The sequence below is a fragment of the Bacillus sp. FSL R5-0593 genome (assembly GCF_038603755.1).
Taxonomy (GTDB): Bacteria; Bacillota; Bacilli; order Bacillales; family Bacillaceae; genus Bacillus; species Bacillus velezensis.
On sequence record NZ_CP152011.1, the window covers coordinates 113,342 to 137,852 of the forward strand.

The following is a 24,511-nucleotide window of genomic DNA, read 5'->3' on the forward strand; positions in this document are numbered from 1 at the left end:
GGGAAGCATGTGTTTTTTAAAATGCTAAAAGAAGACATAGATACAGTGTTCGATCAAGATCCGGCAGCAAGAAGCTATTTCGAAGTTGTTTTAACTTATTCTGGTTTACATGCTATATGGGCGCATCGGATTGCACATGCTTTATATAAACGGAGATTTTTCTTCCTGGCGCGCCTGATATCACAGATTGCCCGTTTCTTTACCGGAATTGAAATCCATCCCGGCGCGACCATCGGGAGAAGGTTTTTCATTGACCACGGTATGGGGGTCGTCATAGGGGAAACATGTGAAATCGGCAATAACGTGACGGTATTCCAAGGTGTCACTCTCGGGGGAACGGGAAAAGAAAAGGGGAAGCGGCATCCGACCATAAAGGATGATGCTTTAATTGCAACCGGAGCGAAGGTGCTCGGCTCTATTACGGTCGGGCAGGGTTCTAAAGTAGGGGCCGGTTCCGTTGTGCTTCGTGATGTTCCCGACTTTTCGACCGTTGTCGGCATACCGGGGAAAGTCGTCATTCAGAACGGAAGAAAAATCAAACGCGATCTCAATCACCAAGACTTGCCCGATCCGGTTGCTGACCGGTTAAGAGCATTGGAGCAGCAGATTTTTGAGCTGCAGGCTGAACTGGAAGATAAAAAAGAAAGGATCAACCAAAAATGACCATTACACTTTATAATACATTGACACGGAAAAAGGAAACATTCGTTCCTCTTGAGGAAGGAAAAGTAAAAATGTACGTGTGCGGACCGACTGTATACAACTATATTCATATCGGAAACGCCCGTCCGGCGATTGTGTATGATACCGTACGCAACTATTTAGAGTATAAAGGATACGATGTTCAATACGTATCGAATTTCACCGATGTTGACGACAAACTGATTAAGGCGGCCAACGAGCTCGGCGAGGACGTCCCGACCGTTTCTGAACGGTTCATTAAAGCGTATTTTGAAGATGTGGGCGCCCTCGGATGCCGGAAAGCGGATCTTCACCCCCGGGTCATGGAAAACATGGACGCCATTATTGAATTTATCAGCGAGCTGATTAAAAAAGGCTACGCTTATGAATCAGAAGGCGACGTCTATTTCAAAACAAGGGCCTTCGAAGGCTACGGCAAGCTATCTCAGCAATCAATTGATGAACTCAGATCAGGCGCGCGTATCCGTGTCGGCGAGAAGAAAGAGGATGCGCTGGACTTTGCTCTTTGGAAAGCTGCTAAGGACGGAGAAATTTCATGGGATAGCCCTTGGGGAAAAGGCCGCCCGGGCTGGCATATTGAATGCTCCGCAATGGTGAAAAAGTATTTGGGTGACGAGATCGATATTCATGCCGGCGGTCAGGACCTGACATTCCCGCACCATGAAAACGAAATCGCCCAATCTGAAGCATTAACAGGCAAGACATTCGCAAAATACTGGCTTCACAACGGATATATCAATATCGATAATGAGAAAATGTCAAAATCGCTCGGCAACTTTGTTTTGGTGCACGATATCATTAAGCAATATGACCCGCAGCTTTTGAGATTTTTCATGCTGTCCGTTCATTACCGCCACCCGATCAACTATTCGGAAGAGCTGCTTGAGAAAACAAAAAACGCGTTTAACCGCCTGAAGACGGCCTACAGTAATTTAAACCATCGTTTGATTAGCAGCACGAATCTGACTGACAATGATGAGGAATGGCTCGCTAAAATCGAAGAGCACCGCACTGCGTTTGAAGAAGCAATGGATGATGATTTTAATACGGCGAATGCAATTTCCGTTTGGTTTGATCTGGCGAAGCTCGCTAATTACTACATGCAGGAAGACAATACGGCGGATCACGTCATTAAAGCCTTTATCAGCATGTTTGACAGAATCGGATCTGTTCTCGGACTTACGCTCGGCGAAGAAGAGCTTGTCGACGAAGAGATTGAAGAGTTGATTGAGAAGAGAAATGAAGCCCGCCGCAATCGCGATTTTGCTTTGTCAGACCAGATTCGCGATCAGCTGAAAAGCATGAATATCATTCTTGAAGATACGGCCCAGGGAACTCGCTGGAAGCGGGGAGAGTAAGCGGATGCTTCAATTTGAACAAATCAAAGATTCAAAGCAGTTAAACGGTCTTGCGCTTGCTTATATGGGTGATGCCATTTTTGAAATATACGTCCGGCATCACCTGCTTAAGCAGGGCTTTACGAAACCGAATGACCTTCATAAGAAGGCGAGCCGGATTGTATCGGCAAAATCACAGGCAGACATATTGTTCCGCCTTCAGGACGAATCCTTTTTCACGGAGGAAGAGGAAGCCGTGCTGAGAAGAGGCAGAAACGCGAAATCAGGGACGACGCCTAAAAACACAGATGTACAGACGTACCGCCATAGTACAGCTTTTGAGGCTTTACTCGGATACCTTTTTCTTGAGAAAAGAGAAGAAAGACTGAATCAGCTGATTGCTGAGGCTATACAAGTCGGGACGTCAGGGAGGAAAACAAATGAGTCAGCAACATGATTACGTCATAGGAAAAAACGCGGTGATTGAGACGTTGAAGTCAGATCGCAAGCTGTATAAGTTATGGATGGCGGAAAACACAGTAAAAGGACAGGCCCAGCAAGTTATGGAGCTTGCTAAAAAGCGCGGCGTCACCATTCAATTTGTACCGAGGAAAAAACTCGATCAGATGGTGGAGGGGCAGCATCAGGGTGTTGTCGCCCAGGTGGCGGCATATGAATATGCACAATTAGACGAATTATATAAAAGAGCGGAAGAGAGAAACGAACAGCCTTTCTTTCTCATATTGGACGAGCTGGAAGACCCTCATAATCTGGGTTCCATCATGAGAACGGCTGACGCTGTCGGTGCACACGGCATCGTGATTCCGAAACGCAGAGCGGTCGGACTGACTTCGACGGTCGCAAAAGCCTCGACCGGTGCGATTGAACACATTCCCGTCGTGAAGGTGACCAACCTTGCCCGGACACTTGATGAAATGAAGGAGCGGGGGATTTGGGTCGTCGGAACGGATGCATCCGCCCGGGAAGACTACCGCTCTATGGACGGCAAGATGCCTTTGGCGCTCGTTATCGGAAGCGAAGGCAGAGGAATGGGCCGGCTTGTGAAAGAGAAATGTGATTTTCTCATTAAGCTTCCGATGGCCGGAAAAGTCACTTCTCTGAATGCGTCGGTAGCGGCCGGCCTTCTCATGTATGAAGTCTACCGGAAGCGCAATCCTTTAGGGGAATGAAGACAGATGGACATCCTGTTAGTAGACGGATACAACATGATTGGAGCTTGGCCGCAGCTAAAGGATTTAAAAGCGAACAGTTTTGAAGAAGCGAGAGATGTACTGATCCAGAAGATGGCGGAATATCAGTCCTACACGGGAATCAGAGTCATTGTGGTGTTTGACGCACACCTGGTAAAAGGCATAGAGAAAAAACAAACGAATCACAGAGTCGAAGTGATTTTCACACGGGAGAATGAAACGGCGGATGAGCGGATCGAGAAGCTTGCCCAGGCGCTGAATAATATTGCGACACAGATTCATGTCGCAACCTCCGATTATACGGAGCAGTGGGCGATTTTCGGACAAGGGGCTCTCCGCAAATCCGCCCGGGAGCTCCTGAGGGAAGTGGATACGATAGAACGCCGGATTCAAAGGCGGGTTTCAAAGATCACTTCTGAAAAACCACCGGGTAAAATCGAGCTGTCCGAAGAGGTTTTGAAAACGTTTGAAAAGTGGCGCCGAGGCGGTCTGGATTAGGTTGACGCTTTTTCGCCCATTAATGTATAATATTTCTATCTACGTGCGCCGGGGGGATCGCAGTGAATCTACAGAACAGCAAGGGAAAGTTCAACAAAGTGCAATTTTGCCAGTTGGAGGACGAGCAGGTCATTGAAAAGGTTCATGTTGGGGATAGTGATGCGTTAGATTACTTGATTACGAAGTACCGTAATTTTGTACGGGCGAAAGCAAGGTCTTATTTTTTAATAGGGGCCGACAGAGAAGATATTGTACAGGAAGGGATGATAGGCTTATATAAGTCTATCCGAGACTTTAGAGAGGACAAGCTTACTTCATTTAAAGCTTTTGCAGAATTATGCATTACCCGCCAGATTATTACCGCAATAAAGACAGCTACCCGTCAGAAACACATTCCTTTAAATTCCTATGTTTCTTTAGACAAACCTATTTTTGATGAAGAATCTGACAGAACACTGCTTGATGTCATTTCAGGCGCCAAAACGTTAAATCCTGAAGAGATGATTATTAATCAGGAAGAATTTGATGATATCGAAATGAAAATGGGAGAACTGCTGAGCGATCTGGAGAGAAAGGTGCTTGTTTTGTACTTGGACGGAAGAAGTTACCAAGAGATTTCAGATGACTTAAACCGACACGTAAAATCAATCGATAATGCCCTGCAGCGCGTGAAGCGCAAGCTTGAAAAGTATTTAGAAATAAGAGAGATCAGCCTGTAGCAGGTTTCTGTGTCATATTGACAGAATTTTTCTGACTGTGCTATTTTATTAAGATAAATGAATGTTTAGGAAAAGGTGTAACGACATGAGAAAAAAGATTACGCTGGCATGCAAAACATGCGGAAATCGTAATTATACGACAATGAAAAGCTCTGCATCAGCGGCTGAGCGGTTAGAAGTTAAGAAGTACTGCAGCACTTGCAATTCACATACAGCTCATTTAGAAACAAAATAGTGTTCGCTTTTTAAATTGTGGAGGTCTTTTACATGCGCATGATGAGTTTCTTTAAAGATGTTGGGAAAGAAATGAAAAAGGTTAGCTGGCCTAAAGGCAAAGAGTTAACGCGCTATACGATCACGGTGATTTCAACGGTTATCTTTTTTGTTATCTTTTTTGCCCTCCTTGATACAGGAATTTCTCAATTAATTCGTTTAATAGTTGAATAATGATCAGCAATACGTGCTATAATAGATCATAATATCGTTTGCCAAAACCCGTTCAGCGGGTTTTTTATTGTGTTGTTGAAAAAAGGATTCATAGGCCCTGAGCCTATTTTTTGTTTTACACTTCATTTTTAAATGCGGGGAGGGAAGGACTGCAGAGTCCTGATAGAATGGAAAAGAATTGGTATGTTGTTCATACGTATTCCGGTTATGAAAACAAAGTAAAAGCGAACCTTGAAAAACGTGTGGAATCAATGGGAATGCAGGATAAAATTTTCCGCGTTGTCGTCCCTGAAGAAGAAGAGACTGATATTAAGAACGGCAAGAAAAAAGTAGTCAAAAAGAAAGTGTTCCCGGGTTATGTGCTTGTTGAAATCGTCATGACTGATGATTCCTGGTATGTGGTCCGCAACACGCCGGGCGTTACCGGATTCGTCGGATCAGCCGGTTCAGGCTCAAAGCCGACTCCGCTTCTTCCTGGCGAAGCGGAAACCATTTTAAAACGCATGGGCATGGATGAGCGGAAAACCGACATTGATTTTGAATTGAATGAGACAGTCAAAGTCATAGACGGACCTTTCGCCAACTTTACAGGATCAATTGAAGAGATTGATTATGATAAGAGCAAAGTGAAAGTATTCGTTAACATGTTCGGCCGTGAAACGCCGGTTGAACTGGAATTTACCCAGATCGACAAATTGTAATGTGAAAAAACTTGAAATTGCTATATATTAATGATAATATAGCAAAGGTACGTCTTGGACTAATCCAAGGCAGCTAGCTTGATATTTCGTCATTCATATAAAGAATGAAACCTTGAGTGGGAGGGTTTACCCTATTACCACATCACGGACTTAAGGAGGTGTGTCTCGTGGCTAAAAAAGTAGTAAAAGTTGTAAAATTGCAAATTCCTGCTGGAAAAGCTAACCCAGCGCCGCCAGTTGGACCTGCACTAGGTCAAGCCGGTGTAAATATCATGGGATTCTGTAAGGAGTTTAACGCTCGTACAGCTGACCAAGCTGGTTTAATCATTCCTGTTGAAATTTCGGTTTACGAAGACCGTTCATTTACATTTATTACAAAAACTCCGCCTGCTGCAGTATTGCTTAAAAAAGCAGCTGGAATTGAGTCTGGTTCTGGTGAACCAAACCGTAATAAAGTGGCAACCGTTAAGCGCGATAAGGTTCGCGAAATCGCTGAAACGAAAATGCCTGACTTAAACGCAGCAGACGTTGAAGCGGCAATGCGCATGGTTGAAGGTACTGCCCGCAGTATGGGTATCGTTATCGAGGATTAATTTGTTTCTTGTCGGGTTGCGAGTTTTCACAAGTTCGCAACCCTTATTCGTGGGAGGTTATTCCGCTATAACCACATAAGGAGGAAATTTTAAAATGGCTAAAAAAGGTAAAAAGTACGTTGAAGCTGCGAAGCTTGTAGACCGTGCGAAAGCTTACGATGTCGCTGAAGCAGTGGCGCTTACTAAAAAAACAAACACAGCTAAATTCGACGCTACAGTTGAAGTTGCTTTTCGTTTAGGGGTTGACCCTCGTAAAAACGATCAGCAAATCCGCGGTGCAGTTGTACTTCCTAACGGAACTGGTAAAACTCAGCGCGTGCTTGTATTCGCTAAAGGCGAAAAAGCAAAAGAAGCTGAAGCTGCCGGTGCAGACTACGTTGGCGATTCTGATTACATCGCGAAAATCCAGCAAGGCTGGTTCGAATTCGATGTAATCGTTGCGACTCCTGACATGATGGGTGAAGTCGGTAAAATCGGCCGTGTGCTTGGACCAAAAGGTCTTATGCCAAACCCTAAAACAGGAACTGTTACATTCGAAGTGGAAAAAGCAATCGGCGAAATCAAAGCTGGTAAAGTAGAATACCGCGTTGACAAAGCTGGTAACATCCATGTTCCGATCGGAAAAGTTTCTTTCGAGGATGAAAAACTTGTTGAGAACTTCACAACAATGTATGATACAATCCTGAAAGCAAAACCGGCTGCGGCTAAAGGTGTTTACGTGAAAAACGTTGCCGTTACTTCTACTATGGGCCCTGGTGTCAAAGTAGACGCTTCTACTTTCAACGTAAAATAATATTTGACTTTAGATCAGCATTCTGATATGATTCAAAATGTTGTAAAATATAATATGTCATTTATACCGTAGACAGCAGGGGCCGTTGAGGCTTAATATCCTGCCGAGGTGTATATATATCACAGCTATTACGTTACGTATGCTTGTATATACAGCCTCCATGTCCACATGGAGGCTTTTTATATGAAATCGTCGTCACAGTCGTGATCACCTAGCGGTATAAGTGTTACACAAAATCTACAGGAGGTGTAACCATGAGCAGCGCAATTGATACAAAAAAAGTTGTTGTTGAAGAGATTGCTTCTAAACTGAAAGAAAGCAAATCAACGATCATCGTTGACTACCGCGGACTTAACGTTTCTGAAGTAACTGAACTCCGTAAACAGCTTCGCGAAGCTAACGTAGAGTTCAAAGTGTACAAAAACACAATGACTCGCCGTGCGGTTGAACAAGCTGAACTTGATGGTTTGAATGATGTCTTAACTGGACCGAATGCGATCGCATTCAGTACTGAAGATGTTGTCGCTCCGGCAAAAGTTCTTAACGAGTTCGCGAAGAATCACGAAGCTCTGGAAATCAAAGCGGGCGTTATCGAAGGAAAAGTATCTTCTGTTGAAGAAGTGAAAGCTCTTGCTGAACTTCCTTCACGCGATGGCTTACTTTCTATGTTGCTTAGCGTACTTCAAGCTCCAGTTCGCAACCTTGCACTTGCAGCTAAAGCAGTTGCAGAACAAAAGGAAGAACAAGGCGCTTAATCTGATTTTACCCTAAAATAAAACAAATGGAGGAATTTCAAATGGCTTTAAATATCGAAGAAATCATTGCTTCCGTTAAAGAAGCAACTGTACTTGAATTGAACGACCTAGTAAAAGCAATCGAAGAAGAATTTGGCGTAACTGCTGCTGCTCCTGTAGCTGTAGCTGGCGGAGCTGCTGCTGGCGGCGCTGCTGAAGAGCAAAGCGAATTCGACCTTATCCTTGCTGGTGCAGGTTCTCAGAAAATCAAAGTTATCAAAGTTGTTCGTGAAATCACTGGTCTTGGCTTGAAAGAAGCTAAAGAACTTGTTGACAACACTCCAAAACCACTTAAAGAAGGTATTGCGAAAGAAGAAGCTGAAGAGCTTAAAGCTAAACTTGAAGAAGTTGGCGCTTCTGTAGAAGTTAAGTAATCTTCACTTGCCTGTAGGGGAAGCTCGCTTTTATGAGGCGGGCTTTTTCTTTGCTTTTCTTTAAGTGCCATTATAAAAGGAGGTTCTAATAATGAGTGATCACTATTATTCAGAAAAACCTTCAGTTAAAAGCGATAAACAGACATGGTCATTTACACTGCGGAACAGATCTTATACATTCACAAGTGACAGCGGCGTTTTCTCGAAAAAGGAAGTTGATTTCGGTTCGCGTGTCTTAATTGAAGCGTTTGAAGAGCCGGAGATCGATGGTGACTTCCTGGATGCAGGCTGCGGTTACGGCCCGATCGGTCTGTCACTCGCCGGTGAATTTACAGACCGGACCGTGCACATGATTGACGTGAATGAAAGAGCCGTAGAGCTGTCAAATGAAAATGCAGAAAAAAACGGAATAAAAAACGTTCGAATTTATCAGAGTGATTTATTTTCAAATATTGATTCTGCTCAAACATTTGCTTCTATTATTACAAACCCCCCAATCCGCGCCGGAAAAAAAGTTGTCCATGCCATTTTTGAAAAAAGCGCTGAGCATTTAAGGGCTTCAGGTGAATTGTGGATCGTTATACAGAAAAAACAGGGCGGGCCTTCTGCCATTGAAAAACTGAAGGAGCTTTTTGACGAAGTTTCTGTGGTTCAAAAAAAGAAAGGCTATTATATCATAAAAGCAAAAAAAGTTTGACTTGAATTTTCAGCTATGTTAATATTGTAAAATGCCAATGTATATATTTTGCATGATATGCTGAAATAATCATAGTGCATGTATAAATTATACAAACATGGAAATGCTAATAAAATCGGTATTTGTTTTTGGATGTGGTTTTCTTAATTAGAAACCCTTTTTTCTTTTGTCTTGTAAAAGTATTTCTTTATCGTAAGAGATGCTTATTACACATATAATACGCATGATTTGAGGGGTGAATCAGTTGACAGGTCAACTAGTTCAGTATGGACGACACCGCCAGCGCAGAAGCTATGCTCGCATTAGCGAAGTGTTAGAATTACCAAATCTCATTGAAATTCAAACCTCTTCTTATCAGTGGTTTCTTGATGAGGGTCTTAGAGAGATGTTTCAAGACATATCACCAATTGAGGATTTCACTGGTAACCTCTCTCTAGAGTTCATTGACTACAGTTTAGGAGATCCTAAGTATCCCGTTGAAGAGTCAAAAGAACGTGATGTGACTTACTCAGCTCCGCTGAGAGTGAAGGTTCGTTTAATTAACAAAGAAACTGGAGAGGTAAAAGACCAGGATGTCTTCATGGGTGATTTCCCTATTATGACAGATACCGGTACTTTTATCATCAACGGTGCAGAACGTGTTATCGTATCTCAGCTTGTTCGGTCTCCAAGTGTATATTTCAGTGGTAAAGTAGACAAGAACGGTAAAAAAGGTTTTACCGCGACTGTCATTCCAAACCGTGGCGCATGGTTAGAATACGAAACTGATGCGAAAGATGTTGTGTATGTCCGCATTGATCGCACACGTAAGTTGCCGGTTACGGTTCTTTTGCGTGCTCTCGGCTTCGGTTCCGACCAAGAGATTCTCGATCTCATTGGTGAGAACGAATATCTCCGCAATACACTGGATAAGGACAACACTGAAAACAGTGACAAAGCGCTTCTTGAAATCTATGAGCGCCTTCGTCCCGGAGAGCCGCCTACAGTAGAAAACGCAAAAAGCTTGCTGGATTCCCGTTTCTTCGATCCGAAGCGATACGACCTTGCGAATGTAGGACGCTATAAAATTAATAAAAAGCTTCATATCAAGAACCGCCTGTTTAACCAGCGCCTTGCAGAAACACTGGTGGATCCGGAAACCGGTGAAATTCTCGCTGAAAAAGGGCAGATTCTTGACAGAAGAACACTTGATAAAGTACTGCCATACTTAGAAAATGGAATCGGCTTCAGAAAACTTTATCCTAACGGCGGCGTTGTCGAGGATGAAGTGATGCTTCAATCCATTAAAATCTATGCTCCTACCGATGCAGAAGGAGAGCAGACGATCAATGTGATCGGCAATGCTTACATCGAAGAGGCGATTAAAAACATTACGCCTGCTGATATTATTTCTTCTATCAGCTACTTCTTCAACCTCCTGCACGGAGTGGGTGACACTGATGATATCGACCATCTCGGAAACCGCCGTCTGCGTTCTGTAGGTGAGCTCCTGCAAAACCAATTCCGTATCGGTTTAAGCCGGATGGAACGTGTCGTTCGTGAAAGAATGTCTATTCAAGACACGAATACAATTACGCCGCAGCAGCTGATTAACATCAGACCTGTTATTGCGTCTATTAAAGAGTTCTTCGGAAGCTCACAGCTTTCTCAATTCATGGATCAGACGAACCCGCTCGCTGAATTGACGCACAAACGCCGTCTGTCAGCTCTCGGACCGGGCGGTTTGACGCGTGAGCGCGCAGGTATGGAAGTACGTGACGTTCACTACTCTCACTATGGCCGTATGTGTCCGATTGAAACGCCTGAGGGCCCGAACATCGGTTTGATCAACTCATTGTCATCATTTGCGAAAGTAAACCGCTTTGGTTTCATTGAGACGCCATACCGCCGCGTTGATCCTGAAACAGGAAAAGTAACGCCTAGAATCGACTACCTGACTGCTGATGAAGAGGATAACTATGTCGTAGCCCAAGCGAATGCTAAGCTGAGCGATGACGGTTCTTTCTTGGATGACAGCATCGTAGCGCGTTTCAGAGGGGAAAACACCGTTGTAGCCCGCAACCGCGTGGATTACATGGACGTATCTCCTAAACAGGTTGTATCTGCTGCGACAGCATGTATTCCGTTCTTGGAAAACGATGACTCGAACCGCGCCCTCATGGGAGCGAACATGCAGCGTCAGGCTGTGCCTTTGATGCAGCCGGAAGCTCCGATCGTCGGAACGGGTATGGAATACGTATCCGGTAAAGACTCCGGTGCAGCCGTTATTTGTAAACACCCTGGTATCGTTGAACGGGTGGAAGCGAAAAACGTATGGGTGCGCCGCTATGAAGAAATTGACGGCCAAAAAGTAAAAGGCAACCTGGATAAGTACAGCTTGCTGAAATTCGTCCGCTCCAACCAAGGTACGTGCTACAACCAGCGTCCGATCGTCAGTGTCGGCGACGAAGTAGTCAAAGGAGAAATCCTTGCTGACGGACCTTCAATGGAGCTTGGTGAACTTGCTCTCGGCCGCAACGTAATGGTCGGCTTCATGACATGGGATGGTTACAACTATGAGGATGCCATCATCATGAGTGAACGCCTTGTGAAAGATGATGTATACACATCTATTCACATTGAAGAATATGAATCAGAAGCACGTGATACAAAGCTTGGGCCGGAAGAGATCACCCGCGATATTCCAAACGTAGGGGAAGACGCGCTTCGCAATCTTGATGACCGCGGAATTATCCGTATCGGTGCGGAAGTCAACGACGGAGACCTTCTCGTAGGTAAAGTAACGCCTAAAGGTGTAACTGAGCTTACGGCTGAAGAACGCCTTCTGCATGCGATCTTTGGAGAAAAAGCGCGTGAAGTCCGTGATACTTCTCTCCGTGTGCCTCACGGCGGCGGCGGAATTATCCACGACGTAAAAGTCTTCAACCGTGAAGACGGCGACGAACTTCCTCCGGGAGTGAACCAGCTTGTACGCGTATATATCGTTCAGAAACGTAAGATTTCTGAAGGTGATAAAATGGCCGGACGTCACGGAAACAAAGGGGTTATCTCGAAGATTCTTCCTGAAGAAGATATGCCTTACCTTCCTGACGGCACGCCGATCGATATCATGCTTAACCCGCTGGGTGTACCATCACGTATGAATATCGGTCAGGTATTAGAACTTCACATGGGTATGGCTGCCCGCTACCTCGGCATTCACATCGCGTCACCTGTATTTGACGGCGCGCGTGAAGAAGATGTGTGGGAAACACTTGAAGAAGCAGGCATGTCAAGAGACGCTAAAACAGTTCTTTATGACGGCCGTACGGGAGAACCGTTCGACAACCGTGTATCTGTCGGAATCATGTACATGATCAAACTGGCGCACATGGTTGATGATAAACTTCATGCCCGTTCTACAGGTCCTTACTCACTTGTTACGCAGCAGCCTCTCGGCGGTAAAGCCCAATTCGGCGGACAGCGTTTCGGTGAGATGGAGGTTTGGGCGCTTGAAGCTTACGGCGCAGCTTACACGCTTCAAGAAATCCTGACTGTGAAGTCCGATGACGTGGTCGGACGTGTGAAAACATATGAAGCCATCGTCAAAGGCGACAATGTTCCAGAGCCTGGTGTTCCGGAATCATTCAAAGTATTGATCAAAGAGCTTCAAAGCTTAGGTATGGACGTAAAAATCCTTTCAGGCGATGAAGAAGAAATAGAAATGAGAGATCTAGAAGACGAGGAAGATGCGAAACAAGCTGACGGCCTTGCATTATCAGGTGATGAAGCGCCGGAAGAAACAGCATCTCCAGACGTTGAACGTGACGCAGTAACGAAAGAATAGTCTCTGATTGATAAAGGCAAGTGACATCGGTTAATCCGAAGATAAAAAGGGAGGTAGGCCCCTTGCTAGATGTGAACAATTTTGAGTATATGAACATCGGTCTTGCTTCACCGGATAAAATCCGTTCATGGTCTTTTGGTGAAGTGAAAAAGCCTGAAACGATAAACTATCGTACGTTGAAACCTGAAAAGGACGGCCTGTTCTGCGAACGCATTTTCGGACCGACTAAGGACTGGGAATGTCATTGCGGCAAGTACAAGCGGGTTCGTTATAAAGGCGTAGTTTGTGACCGTTGCGGAGTTGAAGTAACGCGGGCTAAAGTCCGTCGTGAGAGAATGGGGCATATTGAACTGGCTGCCCCGGTTTCTCACATTTGGTATTTCAAAGGTATACCGAGCCGTATGGGTCTTGTATTGGATATGTCACCGCGTGCGCTGGAAGAAGTTATTTACTTTGCTTCTTACGTCGTAACTGACCCGGCCAATACACCGCTCGAAAAGAAACAGCTTTTATCTGAAAAGGAATACCGTGCGTATCTGGATAAGTACGGAAACAAATTCCAAGCCTCTATGGGTGCGGAAGCCATTAATAAACTTCTGCAGGACATCGACCTTGTCAAAGAAGTTGATATGTTAAAAGAAGAGCTGAAGACTTCTCAAGGACAGCGCCGAACACGTGCGATCAAACGTCTTGAAGTGCTTGAAGCCTTCCGTAATTCAGGAAACAAGCCGTCTTGGATGATCCTCGACGTGCTTCCGGTTATTCCGCCTGAATTAAGACCGATGGTTCAGCTTGACGGCGGACGTTTCGCAACGTCTGACCTGAACGACCTTTACCGTCGTGTCATCAACCGTAATAACCGTTTAAAACGTCTGTTAGACCTCGGCGCGCCAAGCATCATCGTTCAGAACGAAAAACGTATGCTTCAGGAAGCAGTCGATGCTCTGATTGACAACGGACGCCGCGGCCGTCCGGTTACCGGACCGGGTAACCGTCCGCTTAAATCTCTTTCTCACATGCTGAAAGGGAAACAAGGGCGTTTCCGTCAGAACCTTCTCGGTAAACGTGTAGACTACTCAGGCCGTTCCGTTATCGTCGTAGGTCCGCATCTGAAAATGTATCAGTGCGGTTTGCCGAAGGAAATGGCGCTTGAGCTCTTCAAGCCTTTCGTCATGAAAGAGCTTGTTGAAAAAGGCCTTGCTCACAATATCAAGAGCGCAAAACGCAAAATCGAACGCGTGCAGCCTGAAGTATGGGATGTACTTGAATCTGTCATTAAGGAGCATCCGGTCTTACTGAACCGTGCCCCTACTCTTCACAGATTAGGTATCCAGGCTTTCGAACCGACGCTTGTTGAAGGACGCGCCATCCGTCTTCACCCGTTAGTATGTACAGCTTATAACGCTGACTTTGACGGTGACCAAATGGCGGTTCACGTACCTTTATCAGCTGAGGCTCAAGCTGAGGCGCGCATTCTGATGCTTGCGGCCCAAAACATCTTGAACCCTAAAGATGGTAAACCGGTTGTTACGCCGTCTCAGGATATGGTATTAGGAAACTACTACCTGACGCTTGAGCGCGCCGGAGCAGTCGGCGAGGGTATGGTTTTCAAAAATACGGACGAAGCGCTTCTTGCTTATCAAAACGGTTATGTTCACCTTCATACGAGAGTTGCTGTTGCAGCGAACTCCCTTAAGAATGTGACATTTACTGAAGAACAGCGTTCAAAATTGTTAATTACAACTGTCGGTAAGCTCGTCTTCAATGAAATTCTTCCGGAATCATTCCCTTACATGAATGAACCAACGAAGAGCAACATTGAAGAGAAGACACCTGACCGTTTCTTCTTAGATAAAGGTGCTGACGTAAAAGCTGTGATTGCTGAGCAGCCGATCAACGCACCGTTTAAAAAAGGCATTCTCGGTAAAATCATCGCGGAAATCTTTAAACGATTCCATATCACGGAAACGTCTAAAATGCTTGACCGCATGAAAAACCTCGGTTTCAGATATTCAACGAAAGCCGGCATCACAGTAGGGGTTTCTGATATCGTCGTTCTCGATGACAAACAGGAAATCCTAGAAGAAGCACAAAGCAAAGTTGATAATGTCCTGAAACAGTTCAGACGCGGTTTAATCACCGAAGAAGAACGTTATGAAAGAGTCATTTCAATTTGGAGTTCAGCGAAAGATGTTATCCAAGGCAAACTGATGAAATCATTAGACGAAGTCAACCCGATCTACATGATGAGTGACTCAGGAGCCCGTGGTAACGCATCTAACTTTACACAGCTTGCGGGTATGCGCGGTCTGATGGCCAACCCGGCTGGACGAATCATTGAATTGCCGATTAAATCAAGTTTCCGTGAAGGTCTGACAGTATTGGAGTACTTTATCTCCACTCACGGTGCGCGTAAAGGTCTTGCCGATACCGCCCTGAAAACAGCTGACTCAGGTTACCTTACACGCCGTCTTGTTGATGTTGCGCAGGATGTTATCATTCGTGAAACAGATTGCGGAACAGACCGCGGTATTCTTGCAAAACCGCTCAAAGAAGGCACGGAAATCATCGAGCGTCTGGAAGAGCGTCTGATCGGACGTTTCGCCAGAAAACAGATCAAACATCCTGAAACGGGTGCTGTGCTCATTAACGAAAATGAATTGATCGATGAAGATAAAGCGCTGGAAATCGTTGAAGCCGGAATCGAAGAAGTGTGGATCCGTTCTGCGTTCACATGTAACACTCCTCATGGTGTATGTAAACGATGCTACGGACGTAACCTTGCAACCGGAACTGATGTTGAAGTCGGCGAAGCAGTAGGTATTATCGCCGCTCAATCTATCGGTGAGCCTGGAACACAGTTAACAATGCGTACGTTCCACACAGGCGGGGTTGCCGGAGACGATATCACACAAGGTCTTCCGCGTATCCAAGAGCTTTTCGAAGCGCGTAATCCGAAAGGTCAAGCGACGATTTCTGAGATTGACGGTACAATTGCCGAAATCAATGAAGTCCGCGACAAACAGCAGGAGATTGTTGTTCAGGGCGCTGTTGAGACACGTTCATACACGGCACCTTACAACTCACGCCTGAAAGTGGCTGAGGGTGATCAGATTACCCGCGGTCAAGTGCTGACAGAAGGTTCTATCGATCCGAAAGAACTTCTTAAAGTCACTGACCTGACAACGGTTCAGGAATATCTTCTGCATGAGGTTCAGAAGGTTTACCGTATGCAGGGGGTTGAAATCGGCGATAAACACGTAGAAGTAATGGTTCGCCAGATGCTTCGCAAAGTCCGTGTGATCGATGCCGGAGATACTGATGTTCTCCCTGGCACATTGCTTGATATTCACCAATTCACAGAAGCGAACAAAAAAGTGCTGCTTGAAGGCAATCGACCTGCTACAGGCCGTCCTGTCCTTCTCGGTATCACAAAAGCTTCACTCGAGACGGATTCATTCTTGTCTGCCGCATCATTCCAAGAAACAACACGCGTTCTTACAGATGCTGCGATTAAAGGTAAGCGCGATGAACTTCTCGGCCTGAAAGAGAATGTTATCATCGGTAAACTGGTTCCGGCCGGTACCGGTATGATGAATTACAGAAAAGTAAAACCTGTTTCAAACGTTCAGCCTTCGGAAGATATGGTTCCGGCTGAATAATAGAAACTGCTGCAGGAAAGGCTGTTTCGACAGCTTTTCCTCAGTATTACAATTATTCTGGCGGTGGACTGCACTAAAAAATGTCATACGTTGTTGACATCCGTCCCGCAGAGTGATAATATAACCAAGGTGCTCGAAATAAAACCTGTTACTTTGGAGGATATGTTTATGTCTTATGATAAAGTATCACAGGCCAAATCAATTATTATTGGTACGAAGCAAACAGTGAAAGCTCTAAAACGAGGTTCAGTGAAGGAAGTCGTCGTGGCAAAAGACGCGGATTCAGTTCTTACAGCTGGCGTTATCCAGCTTGCAAAGAACCAAAATACCGCTGTCTGTATGGTGGATTCCATGAAAAAGCTCGGCAAAGCCTGCGGAATTGAAGTGGGAGCAGCAGCTGTTGCCATTATGTTATAGCGTACTTTTTGTTTTTATATAAGATATCAATCTTGTGTAAAGACATTGTTTTTTGCCTAATGATGAACCACCTGGGTATGTGGGTTATAAAACGTAATGAAGGGAGGAACACAACATGCCTACAATTAATCAGCTAATTCGCAAGGGACGCGTGAGCAAAGTTGAAAACTCTAAGTCACCTGCACTAAACAAAGGATACAACAGCTTTAAAAAAGAGCACACTAACGTATCTTCTCCACAAAAACGCGGGGTATGTACTCGTGTGGGTACAATGACACCGAAAAAACCGAACTCAGCACTTCGTAAATATGCTCGTGTTCGTTTGACTAACGGAATCGAGGTTACTGCCTACATTCCTGGTATCGGTCACAACCTGCAAGAGCACAGCGTTGTACTGATCCGCGGCGGACGTGTAAAAGACTTACCGGGGGTACGCTACCACATCGTTCGTGGCGCGCTTGATACTGCCGGAGTTGAAAACCGTGCACAAGGCCGTTCTAAATACGGTACGAAACGTCCTAAAGCAAAGTAATCAAATAAATCATTAAAACTATGAAGGGAGGATATTCAGATGCCACGTAAAGGTCCTGTAGCAAAAAGAGATGTTTTACCTGATCCGCTTTACAACTCTAAGCTGGTATCCCGCCTGATCAACAAAATGATGATCGACGGTAAAAAAGGTAAATCTCAAACAATCCTATACAAGTCATTCGATATCATTAAAGAACGCACTGGCAATGATGCAATGGAGGTTTTCGAACAAGCATTGAAAAACATCATGCCTGTACTTGAAGTAAAAGCACGCCGTGTAGGTGGAGCTAACTACCAAGTGCCTGTAGAAGTTCGTCCTGAACGCCGTACAACTCTTGGTCTTCGCTGGTTGGTTAACTATGCGCGTCTTCGCGGAGAAAAAACAATGGAAGAGCGCCTGGCTAACGAAATTCTTGATGCAGCTAACAACACTGGCGCTGCCGTTAAGAAACGTGAAGACACTCACAAGATGGCAGAAGCGAACAAAGCATTTGCTCACTACCGCTGGTAGGATTCATATAATCAAAATAATAATTCCCTAATAAGGAAGGAGAAATTACCCAATGGCAAGAGAGTTCTCCTTAGAAAAAACTCGTAATATCGGGATCATGGCTCACATCGATGCCGGTAAAACGACTACTACAGAACGGATCTTGTTCTACACAGGCCGTATCCACAAAATTGGCGAAACTCACGAAGGTGCTTCGCAAATGGACTGGATGGAGCAGGAACAAGAACGCGGTATCACAATCACTTCTGCAGCAACGACTGCACAGTGGAAAGGTTACCGTGTAAACATCATCGATACACCGGGACACGTAGACTTCACAGTTGAAGTTGAACGTTCACTCCGTGTACTTGATGGTGCGGTTGCCGTACTTGATGCTCAATCAGGTGTTGAGCCTCAGACAGAAACAGTATGGCGCCAAGCAACAACTTACGGAGTGCCGCGCGTTGTATTTGTCAACAAAATGGACAAAATCGGCGCAGACTTCCTTTACTCTGTAGGCACTTTAAGAGACCGTCTTCAAGCTAACGCTCACGCAATTCAATTGCCGATCGGCGCTGAAGACAACTTCGAAGGTATCATCGACTTAGTAGAAAACGTTGCGTATTTCTACGAAGATGACCTTGGAACTCGTTCAGATGCGAAAGAAATCCCTGAAGAGTACAAAGAGCAAGCTGAAGAGCTTCGCAGCAGCCTGATTGAAGCTGTAGCTGAGCTTGATGAAGAGCTTATGGAAAAGTACCTTGAAGGTGAAGAAATCACTATCCCTGAACTGAAAGCTGCTATCCGTAAAGGTACACTGAATGTTGAATTCTACCCTGTACTTGTTGGATCTGCTTTCAAAAACAAAGGTGTTCAGCTTGTACTTGATGCTGTTCTTGACTACCTTCCTGCGCCAACTGATGTTGCTGCAATCAAAGGTGTACGTCCTGACACAGATGAAGAGATCGTTCGTCATTCTTCTGATGAAGAGCCATTCTCTGCACTTGCATTTAAAGTTATGACTGACCCTTATGTCGGTAAGCTGACATTCTTCCGCGTATATTCCGGTACACTTGATTCCGGTTCATATGTAAAGAACTCTACAAAAGGCAAGCGTGAGCGCGTAGGACGTATCCTTCAAATGCACGCTAACAGCCGTGAAGAGATCTCTACTGTTTACGCTGGAGACATCGCAGCTGCTGTAGGTCTAAAAGATACTTCTACTGGAGATACTCTATGTGATGAGAAGGATCTTGTAATCCTTGAATCAATGGAATTCCCAGAGCCTGTTATCGACGTAGCGATTGAGCCTAAATCAAAAGCTGACCAAGATAAAATGGGTATCGCTTTAGCGAAACTTGCTGAAGAAGATCCTACATTCCGTACACAAACAAACCCTGAAACGGGTCAAACAATCATCTCTGGTATGGGTGAGCTTCACCTTGATATCATTGTTGATCGTATGAAGCGTGAGTTCAAAGTCGAAGCTAACGTTGGTGCTCCTCAAGTTGCGTACCGTGAGACATTCCGTACCGGTGCAAAAGTTGAAGGTAAATTCGTACGTCAATCAGGCGGACGCGGTCAGTTCGGTCACGTTTGGATCGAATTTGAACCGAACGAAGAAGGCGCTGGCTTTGAATTCGAAAACGCAATCGTCGGTGGTGTTGTTCCTCGTGAATACATCCCAGCCGTACAAGCAGGTCTTGAAGACTCTCTTGAAAATGGTGTCCTAGCCGGATTCCCGCTAATCGACATCAAGGCGAAACTTTTTGATGGATCTTACCATGATGTTGACTCAAACGAAATGGCGTTTAAAGTCGCTGCTTCTATGGCATTGAAAAATGCAGTCAGCAAATGTAACCCAGTTCTTCTTGAACCAATCATGAAAGTTGAAGTTGTTATTCCTGAAGAATACATGGGAGACATCATGGGTGATGTTACTTCTCGTCGCGGACGCGTAGAAGGTATGGAAGCTCGCGGTAACGCTCAAGTTGTGCGTGCGATGGTACCTCTTGCTGAAATGTTCGGTTACGCTACTGCCCTTCGTTCTAACACGCAAGGACGCGGTACGTTCACAATGTTCATGGATCACTACGAAGAAGTGCCGAAGAGCATCGCTGAAGAAATTATCAAAAAAAATAAAGGCGAATAATTGATTTTGCCACTTAACTCAAGTATAACTACTATTGTAAGATGAGGAAGTGAGAGCTTGCTTTCACTTTCTATCACTCTATACATTACTAATTAAAAGCTCTTAAGGAGGATTTTAGAATGGCTAAAGAAAAATTCGACCGTTCCAAATCACATGCCAATATCGGTACAATTGGACACGTTGACCATGGTAAAACAACATTAACTGCTGCTATCTCAACAGTACTTCATAAGAAATCTGGTAAAGGTACAGCTATGGCGTACGATCAAATTGATGGTGCTCCAGAAGAACGTGAGCGCGGTATCACAATCTCTACTGCACACGTTGAGTACGAAACTGACACTCGTCACTATGCACACGTTGACTGCCCAGGACACGCTGACTATGTTAAAAACATGATCACTGGTGCTGCGCAAATGGACGGAGCTATCCTTGTAGTATCTGCTGCTGATGGCCCAATGCCACAAACTCGTGAGCACATCCTTCTTTCTAAAAACGTTGGTGTACCATACATCGTAGTATTCCTTAACAAATGCGACATGGTAGACGACGAAGAGCTTCTTGAGCTTGTTGAAATGGAAGTTCGCGATCTTCTTAGCGAATACGACTTCCCTGGTGATGATGTACCAGTTGTTAAAGGTTCTGCTCTTAAAGCTCTTGAAGGTGACGCTGAGTACGAAGAAAAAATTCTTGAACTTATGGCTGCGGTTGACGAGTACATCCCAACTCCAGAACGCGACACTGACAAACCATTCATGATGCCAGTTGAGGACGTATTCTCAATCACTGGTCGTGGTACAGTTGCTACTGGCCGTGTAGAACGCGGACAAGTTAAAGTCGGTGACGAAGTTGAAATCATCGGTCTTCAAGAAGAAAACAGCAAAACAACTGTTACAGGTGTTGAAATGTTCCGTAAGCTTCTTGACTATGCTGAAGCTGGAGACAACATCGGTGCGCTTCTTCGCGGTGTAGCTCGTGAAGACATCCAACGTGGACAAGTACTTGCTAAACCAGGTACAATCACTCCACACAGCAAATTCAAAGCTGAAGTTTACGTTCTTTCTAAAGAAGAGGGTGGACGTCATACTCCATTCTTCTCTAACTACCGTCCTCAGTTCTACTTCCGTACAACTGACGTAACTGGTATCATCAATCTTCCAGAAGGCGTAGAAATGGTTATGCCTGGAGATAACACTGAAATGATCGTTGAACTTATCTCTACAATCGCTATCGAAGAAGGAACTCGTTTCTCTATTCGTGAAGGCGGACGTACAGTTGGTTCAGGCGTTGTTTCTACAATCACTGAGTAATCGACTCGTTCATTAATGCGGGGTCCCTTATGGGGCCTCGTTTTTTTGTTTCCCCGCTGATTCCATGTATAATAGAACGTATACAAATTTTAGGAGCAGAGCGATGAACGATAACTTCAAGAAAACCAATCGTATTTCAATGCTTCAGCAATTGCTGATTAATGGCAGTGAACAAACCATTATGATTAATGGTGATGACAGGAGTAATCCGCTGCTTTTGTTTTTGCACGGCGGTCCCGGCACGCCCCAAATCGGCTATGCGAGAAAATACCAGAATAAGCTGGAAAAGCATTTCACCGTTGTGAACTGGGATCAGAGAGGGGCGGGTCTCTCTTATTCAAAGGAAATTCCGGCTTCATCTATGACCTTGGATCAGCTGACAGCCGATACCATTCATTTGACCGAACGCTTATGCAAGCAATTCAGCAGGCAAAAAATATATATCGCCGGCTATTCGTGGGGTTCAGTTCTGGCGCTTCATGTTCTTCAAGAGAGGCCTGATTTGTATTATGCGTATATCGGTATCAGTCAGGTGGTTAATATTCAAAAGGAAGAAACGGAAGCTTACCGGCTGATGATGGAATGGAGCAGGCGACGCAAACATTTCCTGCTGGAAAAGACGCTTAGCTTTATCGGAGCGCCTCCATGGGAGAAACAGCTGCAGCGAACGTTGTTTCTGCTTTGTATCGAGATGAGGGGAGGGGGCTTTACCCATCATCCGATCGGTGCTCTTAAAGCAGGGGGGCGAATGCTGTTTGGTGAACCGTACGGTGTGAGAGGGAGTTTCTTAGCCGCGCGGGGACAAATGTTCAGCCTGAAACACCTGTGGGAGGATCTCATTTTCTTTAATGCCGGGGAATCAGTTTCTTCTATTATAATACCGTGCTGTTTTATGTCAGGGAGATACGATTTGACGGTCCCGGGGACGACGTCTTATGAATATTATCAGAAGGTTGATGCGCCGTATAAAGAATGGCATTGGTTTGAGAACTCAGCCCATTCGCCTCACTTGGAGGAACCGGATCGCTTTGCCGAAGTTGTCAGCCGGTTCGCATCGTTCCATCTCTGAAAGAAAACAGGCATATCCTTGATTAATCATGGTATCACCTGTATAATAATCAAAGTGTGAAAACCACAAGGTTCTTTAAATAAACCTTGCAACATACGTCTATTTTCTGTATAATAGTGTATGTTGGTCTTTGACTGCGATGAAGTGAGAGGTTGCTGACACACCCGGCCGCTTTGCCATGGCAAGGTGATCAGGTTTTTCTCACGGAGAACTGTCTAACGTGATGTAGGCGAAAAGGAGGGAAAATAATGGCAAAACAAAAAATTCGTATTCGTTTAAAAGCATATGATCATAGAATCCTTGATCAATCTGCAGAGAAGATTGTTGAAACGGCAAAACGTTCTGGTGCCAGCGTATCTGGTCCGATTCCGTTGCCAACTGAAAAATCAGTTTACACAATCCTTCGTGCGGTGCACAAATACAAAGATTCTCGTGAGCAATTTGAAATGCGTACACATAAACGTTTAATCGACATTGTGAACCCAACACCACAAACTGTTGATGCTCTCATGCGATTAGACTTACCATCTGGTGTCGATATCGAAATCAAACTTTAATTCTAAAATATAGAATGATCTTAATAGGAGGTGTGACGAATGACCAAAGGAATCTTAGGAAGAAAAATTGGTATGACGCAAGTATTCGCAGAGAACGGTGATCTTATCCCGGTAACTGTTATTGAAGCAGCTCCAAACGTTGTTCTTCAAAAGAAAACAGCTGAAAATGATGGCTATGAAGCGATCCAGCTTGGTTTTGACGATAAGCGTGAAAAGCTTTCAAACAAACCGGAAAAAGGACACGTTGCAAAAGCGGAAACTGCTCCTAAGCGCTTCGTTAAAGAATTACGCGGCGTGGATATGGATGCGTATGAAATTGGTCAGGAAGTCAAGGTTGAAATTTTCTCTGCAGGAGAAATCGTAGATGTAACAGGAGTATCTAAAGGTAAAGGTTTCCAAGGTGCAATCAAGCGCCACGGACAATCTCGCGGACCTATGTCTCACGGTTCACGCTACCACCGTCGTCCTGGTTCAATGGGACCTGTAGATCCTAACCGTGTATTCAAAGGTAAACTATTACCTGGACGCATGGGCGGAGATCAAATCACTGTCCAAAACCTTGAAATCGTAAAAGTAGATGCTGAGCGCAATCTTCTTTTGATTAAAGGTAACGTACCTGGTGCGAGAAAAACTTTAATCACTGTTAAAAGTGCTGTTAAATCTAAATAAGTCTCTTAGGAAAGGAGGAAATTGATCATGCCAAAAGTAGCATTATACAACCAAAACGGTTCTACTGCTGGTGATATCGAATTAAACGCGTCTGTATTTGGAATTGAGCCAAATGAGAGCGTAGTATTCGACGCTATTCTTATGCAAAGAGCTTCCTTACGTCAAGGATCTCACAAAGTAAAAAATCGTTCTGAAGTACGCGGCGGAGGTCGCAAACCATGGCGTCAAAAAGGTACAGGTCGTGCCCGTCAAGGTTCAATCCGTTCACCGCAATGGCGCGGAGGTGGTGTCGTATTCGGCCCAACACCACGCAGCTATTCTTACAAATTACCTAAAAAAGTTCGCCGCTTGGCAATCAAATCAGTATTGTCTTCTAAAGTGAACGACAACAACATCATTGTTCTTGAAGATCTTACTCTTGATACGGTTAAAACAAAAGAAATGGCAGCTATCCTTAAAGGATTATCTGTTGAGAAAAAAGCTTTAATCGTAACTGCGGATGCAAACGAAGCAGTATCTCTTTCTGCACGCAACATCCCTGGAGTTACAGTTGTTCAAGCTAACGGAATCAACGTGTTAGACGTTGTCAACCACGAGAAGCTTCTGATTACAAAAGCTGCGGTTGAAAAAGTAGAGGAGGTGCTTGCATAATGAAAGATCCTCGTGATGTTCTTAAGCGCCCCGTCATTACTGAACGTTCTGCTGATTTAATGACTGAAAAAAAATATACTTTTGAAGTTGATGTAAGAGCTAATAAAACAGAAGTGAAAGATGCAATTGAAAGTATCTTTGGAGTGAAAGTTGACAAAGTCAACATCATGAACTACAAAGGGAAATCAAAACGTGTCGGCCGCTACACTGGTATGACTAGCCGTCGCAGAAAAGCGATCGTAAAACTTACTGCAGACAGCAAAGAAATCGAAATTTTTGAAGCTTAATTATCTGTAAAAAGAAGGAGGGAA

26 protein-coding genes and 1 other annotated feature are annotated in these 24,511 nt (G+C 44.7%); all 26 genes read left to right on the forward strand.

Translation table 11 applies throughout. From position 1 onward, the window contains the following. Window positions 1-9: 9 nt before the first annotated feature. The 26 genes from cysE to rplW all read left to right on the forward strand — a co-directional run bounded on the left by cysE (window position 10) and on the right by rplW (window position 24,487). A complete protein-coding gene (cysE, locus tag NYE36_RS00615) occupies window positions 10-663 on the forward strand; it encodes a serine O-acetyltransferase (RefSeq protein WP_007410393.1) in 654 nt (217 codons plus the stop codon). Then, window positions 660-2,060: a cysteine--tRNA ligase gene (gene cysS, locus NYE36_RS00620; protein ID WP_060562031.1), complete on the forward strand. Its 1,401-nt coding sequence runs from the start codon at window positions 660-662 to the stop codon at window positions 2,058-2,060. Before cysE ends, cysS begins: the two co-directional genes overlap by 4 nt. A 4-nt stretch (window positions 2,061-2,064) precedes the next feature. Beyond that, window positions 2,065-2,496, forward strand: a complete 432-nt coding sequence (locus tag NYE36_RS00625) for a Mini-ribonuclease 3 (RefSeq protein WP_003156412.1) — start codon at window positions 2,065-2,067, stop codon at window positions 2,494-2,496. Next, window positions 2,480-3,229, forward strand: a complete 750-nt coding sequence (rlmB, locus tag NYE36_RS00630) for a 23S rRNA (guanosine(2251)-2'-O)-methyltransferase RlmB (RefSeq protein WP_003156413.1) — start codon at window positions 2,480-2,482, stop codon at window positions 3,227-3,229. The genes NYE36_RS00625 and rlmB overlap by 17 nt, the downstream gene beginning before the upstream one ends. Before the next feature lie 6 nt (window positions 3,230-3,235). Continuing rightward, entirely contained in the window at window positions 3,236-3,748 is a 513-nt protein-coding gene (gene rae1 / locus NYE36_RS00635; protein ID WP_003156414.1) for a ribosome-dependent mRNA decay endonuclease Rae1/YacP, read from the forward strand. A 62-nt stretch (window positions 3,749-3,810) separates the two neighbouring features. Next, window positions 3,811-4,467, forward strand: coding sequence for an RNA polymerase sporulation sigma factor SigH (gene sigH / locus NYE36_RS00640; protein WP_003156415.1), 657 nt, complete (start codon window positions 3,811-3,813; stop codon window positions 4,465-4,467). 85 nt (window positions 4,468-4,552) lie between these two features. Next, window positions 4,553-4,702, forward strand: coding sequence for a 50S ribosomal protein L33 (gene rpmG, locus NYE36_RS00645; RefSeq protein WP_003156421.1), 150 nt, complete (start codon window positions 4,553-4,555; stop codon window positions 4,700-4,702). A 32-nt stretch (window positions 4,703-4,734) separates the two neighbouring features. Further along, window positions 4,735-4,914 carry a preprotein translocase subunit SecE gene (secE, locus tag NYE36_RS00650; RefSeq protein WP_003156422.1) on the forward strand — a complete coding sequence of 60 codons (180 nt, stop codon included), beginning with the start codon at window positions 4,735-4,737 and terminating at the stop codon, window positions 4,912-4,914. Between the two features lie 167 nt (window positions 4,915-5,081). Continuing rightward, window positions 5,082-5,615, forward strand: a complete 534-nt coding sequence (gene nusG, locus NYE36_RS00655) for a transcription termination/antitermination protein NusG (protein ID WP_003156423.1) — start codon at window positions 5,082-5,084, stop codon at window positions 5,613-5,615. A 167-nt stretch (window positions 5,616-5,782) separates the two neighbouring features. Next, window positions 5,783-6,208, forward strand: a complete 426-nt coding sequence (rplK, locus tag NYE36_RS00660; protein ID WP_003156430.1) for a 50S ribosomal protein L11 — start codon at window positions 5,783-5,785, stop codon at window positions 6,206-6,208. Window positions 6,209-6,302: 94 nt separating this feature from the next. Further along, window positions 6,303-7,001 carry a 50S ribosomal protein L1 gene (rplA, locus tag NYE36_RS00665; RefSeq protein WP_003156431.1) on the forward strand — a complete coding sequence of 233 codons (699 nt, stop codon included), beginning with the start codon at window positions 6,303-6,305 and terminating at the stop codon, window positions 6,999-7,001. A gap of 48 nt (window positions 7,002-7,049) precedes the next feature. After that, window positions 7,050-7,192, forward strand: a sequence feature (ribosomal protein L10 leader region). A gap of 63 nt (window positions 7,193-7,255) precedes the next feature. Beyond that, the gene (gene rplJ, locus NYE36_RS00670; RefSeq protein ID WP_014416746.1) at window positions 7,256-7,756 is read left to right on the forward strand and encodes a 50S ribosomal protein L10; all 501 of its coding nucleotides are present in this window, start codon (window positions 7,256-7,258) and stop codon (window positions 7,754-7,756) included. A 41-nt stretch (window positions 7,757-7,797) separates the two neighbouring features. Next, window positions 7,798-8,169 (forward strand): 50S ribosomal protein L7/L12, encoded by a 372-nt coding sequence (gene rplL / locus NYE36_RS00675; RefSeq protein WP_003156436.1) that lies wholly within the window; start codon window positions 7,798-7,800, stop codon window positions 8,167-8,169. Window positions 8,170-8,260: 91 nt separating this feature from the next. Continuing rightward, the gene (locus tag NYE36_RS00680) at window positions 8,261-8,866 is read left to right on the forward strand and encodes a class I SAM-dependent methyltransferase (protein ID WP_007410397.1); all 606 of its coding nucleotides are present in this window, start codon (window positions 8,261-8,263) and stop codon (window positions 8,864-8,866) included. Between the two features lie 244 nt (window positions 8,867-9,110). Beyond that, complete coding sequence (gene rpoB / locus NYE36_RS00685; RefSeq protein ID WP_003156440.1) at window positions 9,111-12,692, forward strand: DNA-directed RNA polymerase subunit beta; 3,582 nt, start codon at window positions 9,111-9,113, stop codon at window positions 12,690-12,692. Between the two features lie 62 nt (window positions 12,693-12,754). Then, window positions 12,755-16,354, forward strand: coding sequence for a DNA-directed RNA polymerase subunit beta' (rpoC, locus tag NYE36_RS00690; RefSeq protein ID WP_007410398.1), 3,600 nt, complete (start codon window positions 12,755-12,757; stop codon window positions 16,352-16,354). Window positions 16,355-16,522: 168 nt separating this feature from the next. Then, entirely contained in the window at window positions 16,523-16,771 is a 249-nt protein-coding gene (locus tag NYE36_RS00695) for a 50S ribosomal protein L7ae-like protein (RefSeq protein WP_003156443.1), read from the forward strand. A gap of 115 nt (window positions 16,772-16,886) precedes the next feature. Continuing rightward, entirely contained in the window at window positions 16,887-17,303 is a 417-nt protein-coding gene (rpsL, locus tag NYE36_RS00700) for a 30S ribosomal protein S12 (RefSeq protein ID WP_003156445.1), read from the forward strand. 39 nt (window positions 17,304-17,342) lie between these two features. Then, the gene (gene rpsG, locus NYE36_RS00705; protein ID WP_003156447.1) at window positions 17,343-17,813 is read left to right on the forward strand and encodes a 30S ribosomal protein S7; all 471 of its coding nucleotides are present in this window, start codon (window positions 17,343-17,345) and stop codon (window positions 17,811-17,813) included. A gap of 52 nt (window positions 17,814-17,865) precedes the next feature. Continuing rightward, window positions 17,866-19,944 carry an elongation factor G gene (fusA, locus tag NYE36_RS00710; RefSeq protein ID WP_007410399.1) on the forward strand — a complete coding sequence of 693 codons (2,079 nt, stop codon included), beginning with the start codon at window positions 17,866-17,868 and terminating at the stop codon, window positions 19,942-19,944. A gap of 119 nt (window positions 19,945-20,063) precedes the next feature. Beyond that, on the forward strand, window positions 20,064-21,254 hold the full coding sequence (gene tuf, locus NYE36_RS00715) for an elongation factor Tu (protein WP_007410400.1): 1,191 nt from the start codon (window positions 20,064-20,066) through the stop codon (window positions 21,252-21,254). A 103-nt stretch (window positions 21,255-21,357) separates the two neighbouring features. Beyond that, entirely contained in the window at window positions 21,358-22,323 is a 966-nt protein-coding gene (locus tag NYE36_RS00720; protein WP_015416676.1) for an alpha/beta hydrolase, read from the forward strand. A gap of 248 nt (window positions 22,324-22,571) precedes the next feature. Then, window positions 22,572-22,880: a 30S ribosomal protein S10 gene (rpsJ, locus tag NYE36_RS00725; protein ID WP_003156464.1), complete on the forward strand. Its 309-nt coding sequence runs from the start codon at window positions 22,572-22,574 to the stop codon at window positions 22,878-22,880. A 39-nt stretch (window positions 22,881-22,919) separates the two neighbouring features. Next, window positions 22,920-23,549, forward strand: a complete 630-nt coding sequence (rplC, locus tag NYE36_RS00730; protein ID WP_007410402.1) for a 50S ribosomal protein L3 — start codon at window positions 22,920-22,922, stop codon at window positions 23,547-23,549. A gap of 27 nt (window positions 23,550-23,576) precedes the next feature. Continuing rightward, a complete protein-coding gene (gene rplD / locus NYE36_RS00735) occupies window positions 23,577-24,200 on the forward strand; it encodes a 50S ribosomal protein L4 (RefSeq protein ID WP_007615239.1) in 624 nt (207 codons plus the stop codon). Continuing rightward, window positions 24,200-24,487: a 50S ribosomal protein L23 gene (gene rplW / locus NYE36_RS00740; protein ID WP_342496870.1), complete on the forward strand. Its 288-nt coding sequence runs from the start codon at window positions 24,200-24,202 to the stop codon at window positions 24,485-24,487. Before rplD ends, rplW begins: the two co-directional genes overlap by 1 nt. Window positions 24,488-24,511: the final 24 nt, after the last annotated feature.

Coding starts and splice junctions, on each gene's coding strand:
- cysS (WP_060562031.1), top strand. CDS start 660: ATGACCATTACACTTTATAATACATTGACACGGAAAAAGGAAACATTC.
- NYE36_RS00625 (WP_003156412.1), top strand. CDS start 2,065: ATGCTTCAATTTGAACAAATCAAAGATTCAAAGCAGTTAAACGGTCTT.
- rlmB (WP_003156413.1), top strand. CDS start 2,480: ATGAGTCAGCAACATGATTACGTCATAGGAAAAAACGCGGTGATTGAG.
- rae1 (WP_003156414.1), top strand. CDS start 3,236: ATGGACATCCTGTTAGTAGACGGATACAACATGATTGGAGCTTGGCCG.
- rpmG (WP_003156421.1), top strand. CDS start 4,553: ATGAGAAAAAAGATTACGCTGGCATGCAAAACATGCGGAAATCGTAAT.
- secE (WP_003156422.1), top strand. CDS start 4,735: ATGCGCATGATGAGTTTCTTTAAAGATGTTGGGAAAGAAATGAAAAAG.
- nusG (WP_003156423.1), top strand. CDS start 5,082: ATGGAAAAGAATTGGTATGTTGTTCATACGTATTCCGGTTATGAAAAC.
- rplA (WP_003156431.1), top strand. CDS start 6,303: ATGGCTAAAAAAGGTAAAAAGTACGTTGAAGCTGCGAAGCTTGTAGAC.
- rplJ (WP_014416746.1), top strand. CDS start 7,256: ATGAGCAGCGCAATTGATACAAAAAAAGTTGTTGTTGAAGAGATTGCT.
- rplL (WP_003156436.1), top strand. CDS start 7,798: ATGGCTTTAAATATCGAAGAAATCATTGCTTCCGTTAAAGAAGCAACT.
- NYE36_RS00680 (WP_007410397.1), top strand. CDS start 8,261: ATGAGTGATCACTATTATTCAGAAAAACCTTCAGTTAAAAGCGATAAA.
- NYE36_RS00695 (WP_003156443.1), top strand. CDS start 16,523: ATGTCTTATGATAAAGTATCACAGGCCAAATCAATTATTATTGGTACG.
- rpsL (WP_003156445.1), top strand. CDS start 16,887: ATGCCTACAATTAATCAGCTAATTCGCAAGGGACGCGTGAGCAAAGTT.
- rpsG (WP_003156447.1), top strand. CDS start 17,343: ATGCCACGTAAAGGTCCTGTAGCAAAAAGAGATGTTTTACCTGATCCG.
- fusA (WP_007410399.1), top strand. CDS start 17,866: ATGGCAAGAGAGTTCTCCTTAGAAAAAACTCGTAATATCGGGATCATG.
- tuf (WP_007410400.1), top strand. CDS start 20,064: ATGGCTAAAGAAAAATTCGACCGTTCCAAATCACATGCCAATATCGGT.
- NYE36_RS00720 (WP_015416676.1), top strand. CDS start 21,358: ATGAACGATAACTTCAAGAAAACCAATCGTATTTCAATGCTTCAGCAA.
- rpsJ (WP_003156464.1), top strand. CDS start 22,572: ATGGCAAAACAAAAAATTCGTATTCGTTTAAAAGCATATGATCATAGA.
- rplC (WP_007410402.1), top strand. CDS start 22,920: ATGACCAAAGGAATCTTAGGAAGAAAAATTGGTATGACGCAAGTATTC.
- rplD (WP_007615239.1), top strand. CDS start 23,577: ATGCCAAAAGTAGCATTATACAACCAAAACGGTTCTACTGCTGGTGAT.
- rplW (WP_342496870.1), top strand. CDS start 24,200: ATGAAAGATCCTCGTGATGTTCTTAAGCGCCCCGTCATTACTGAACGT.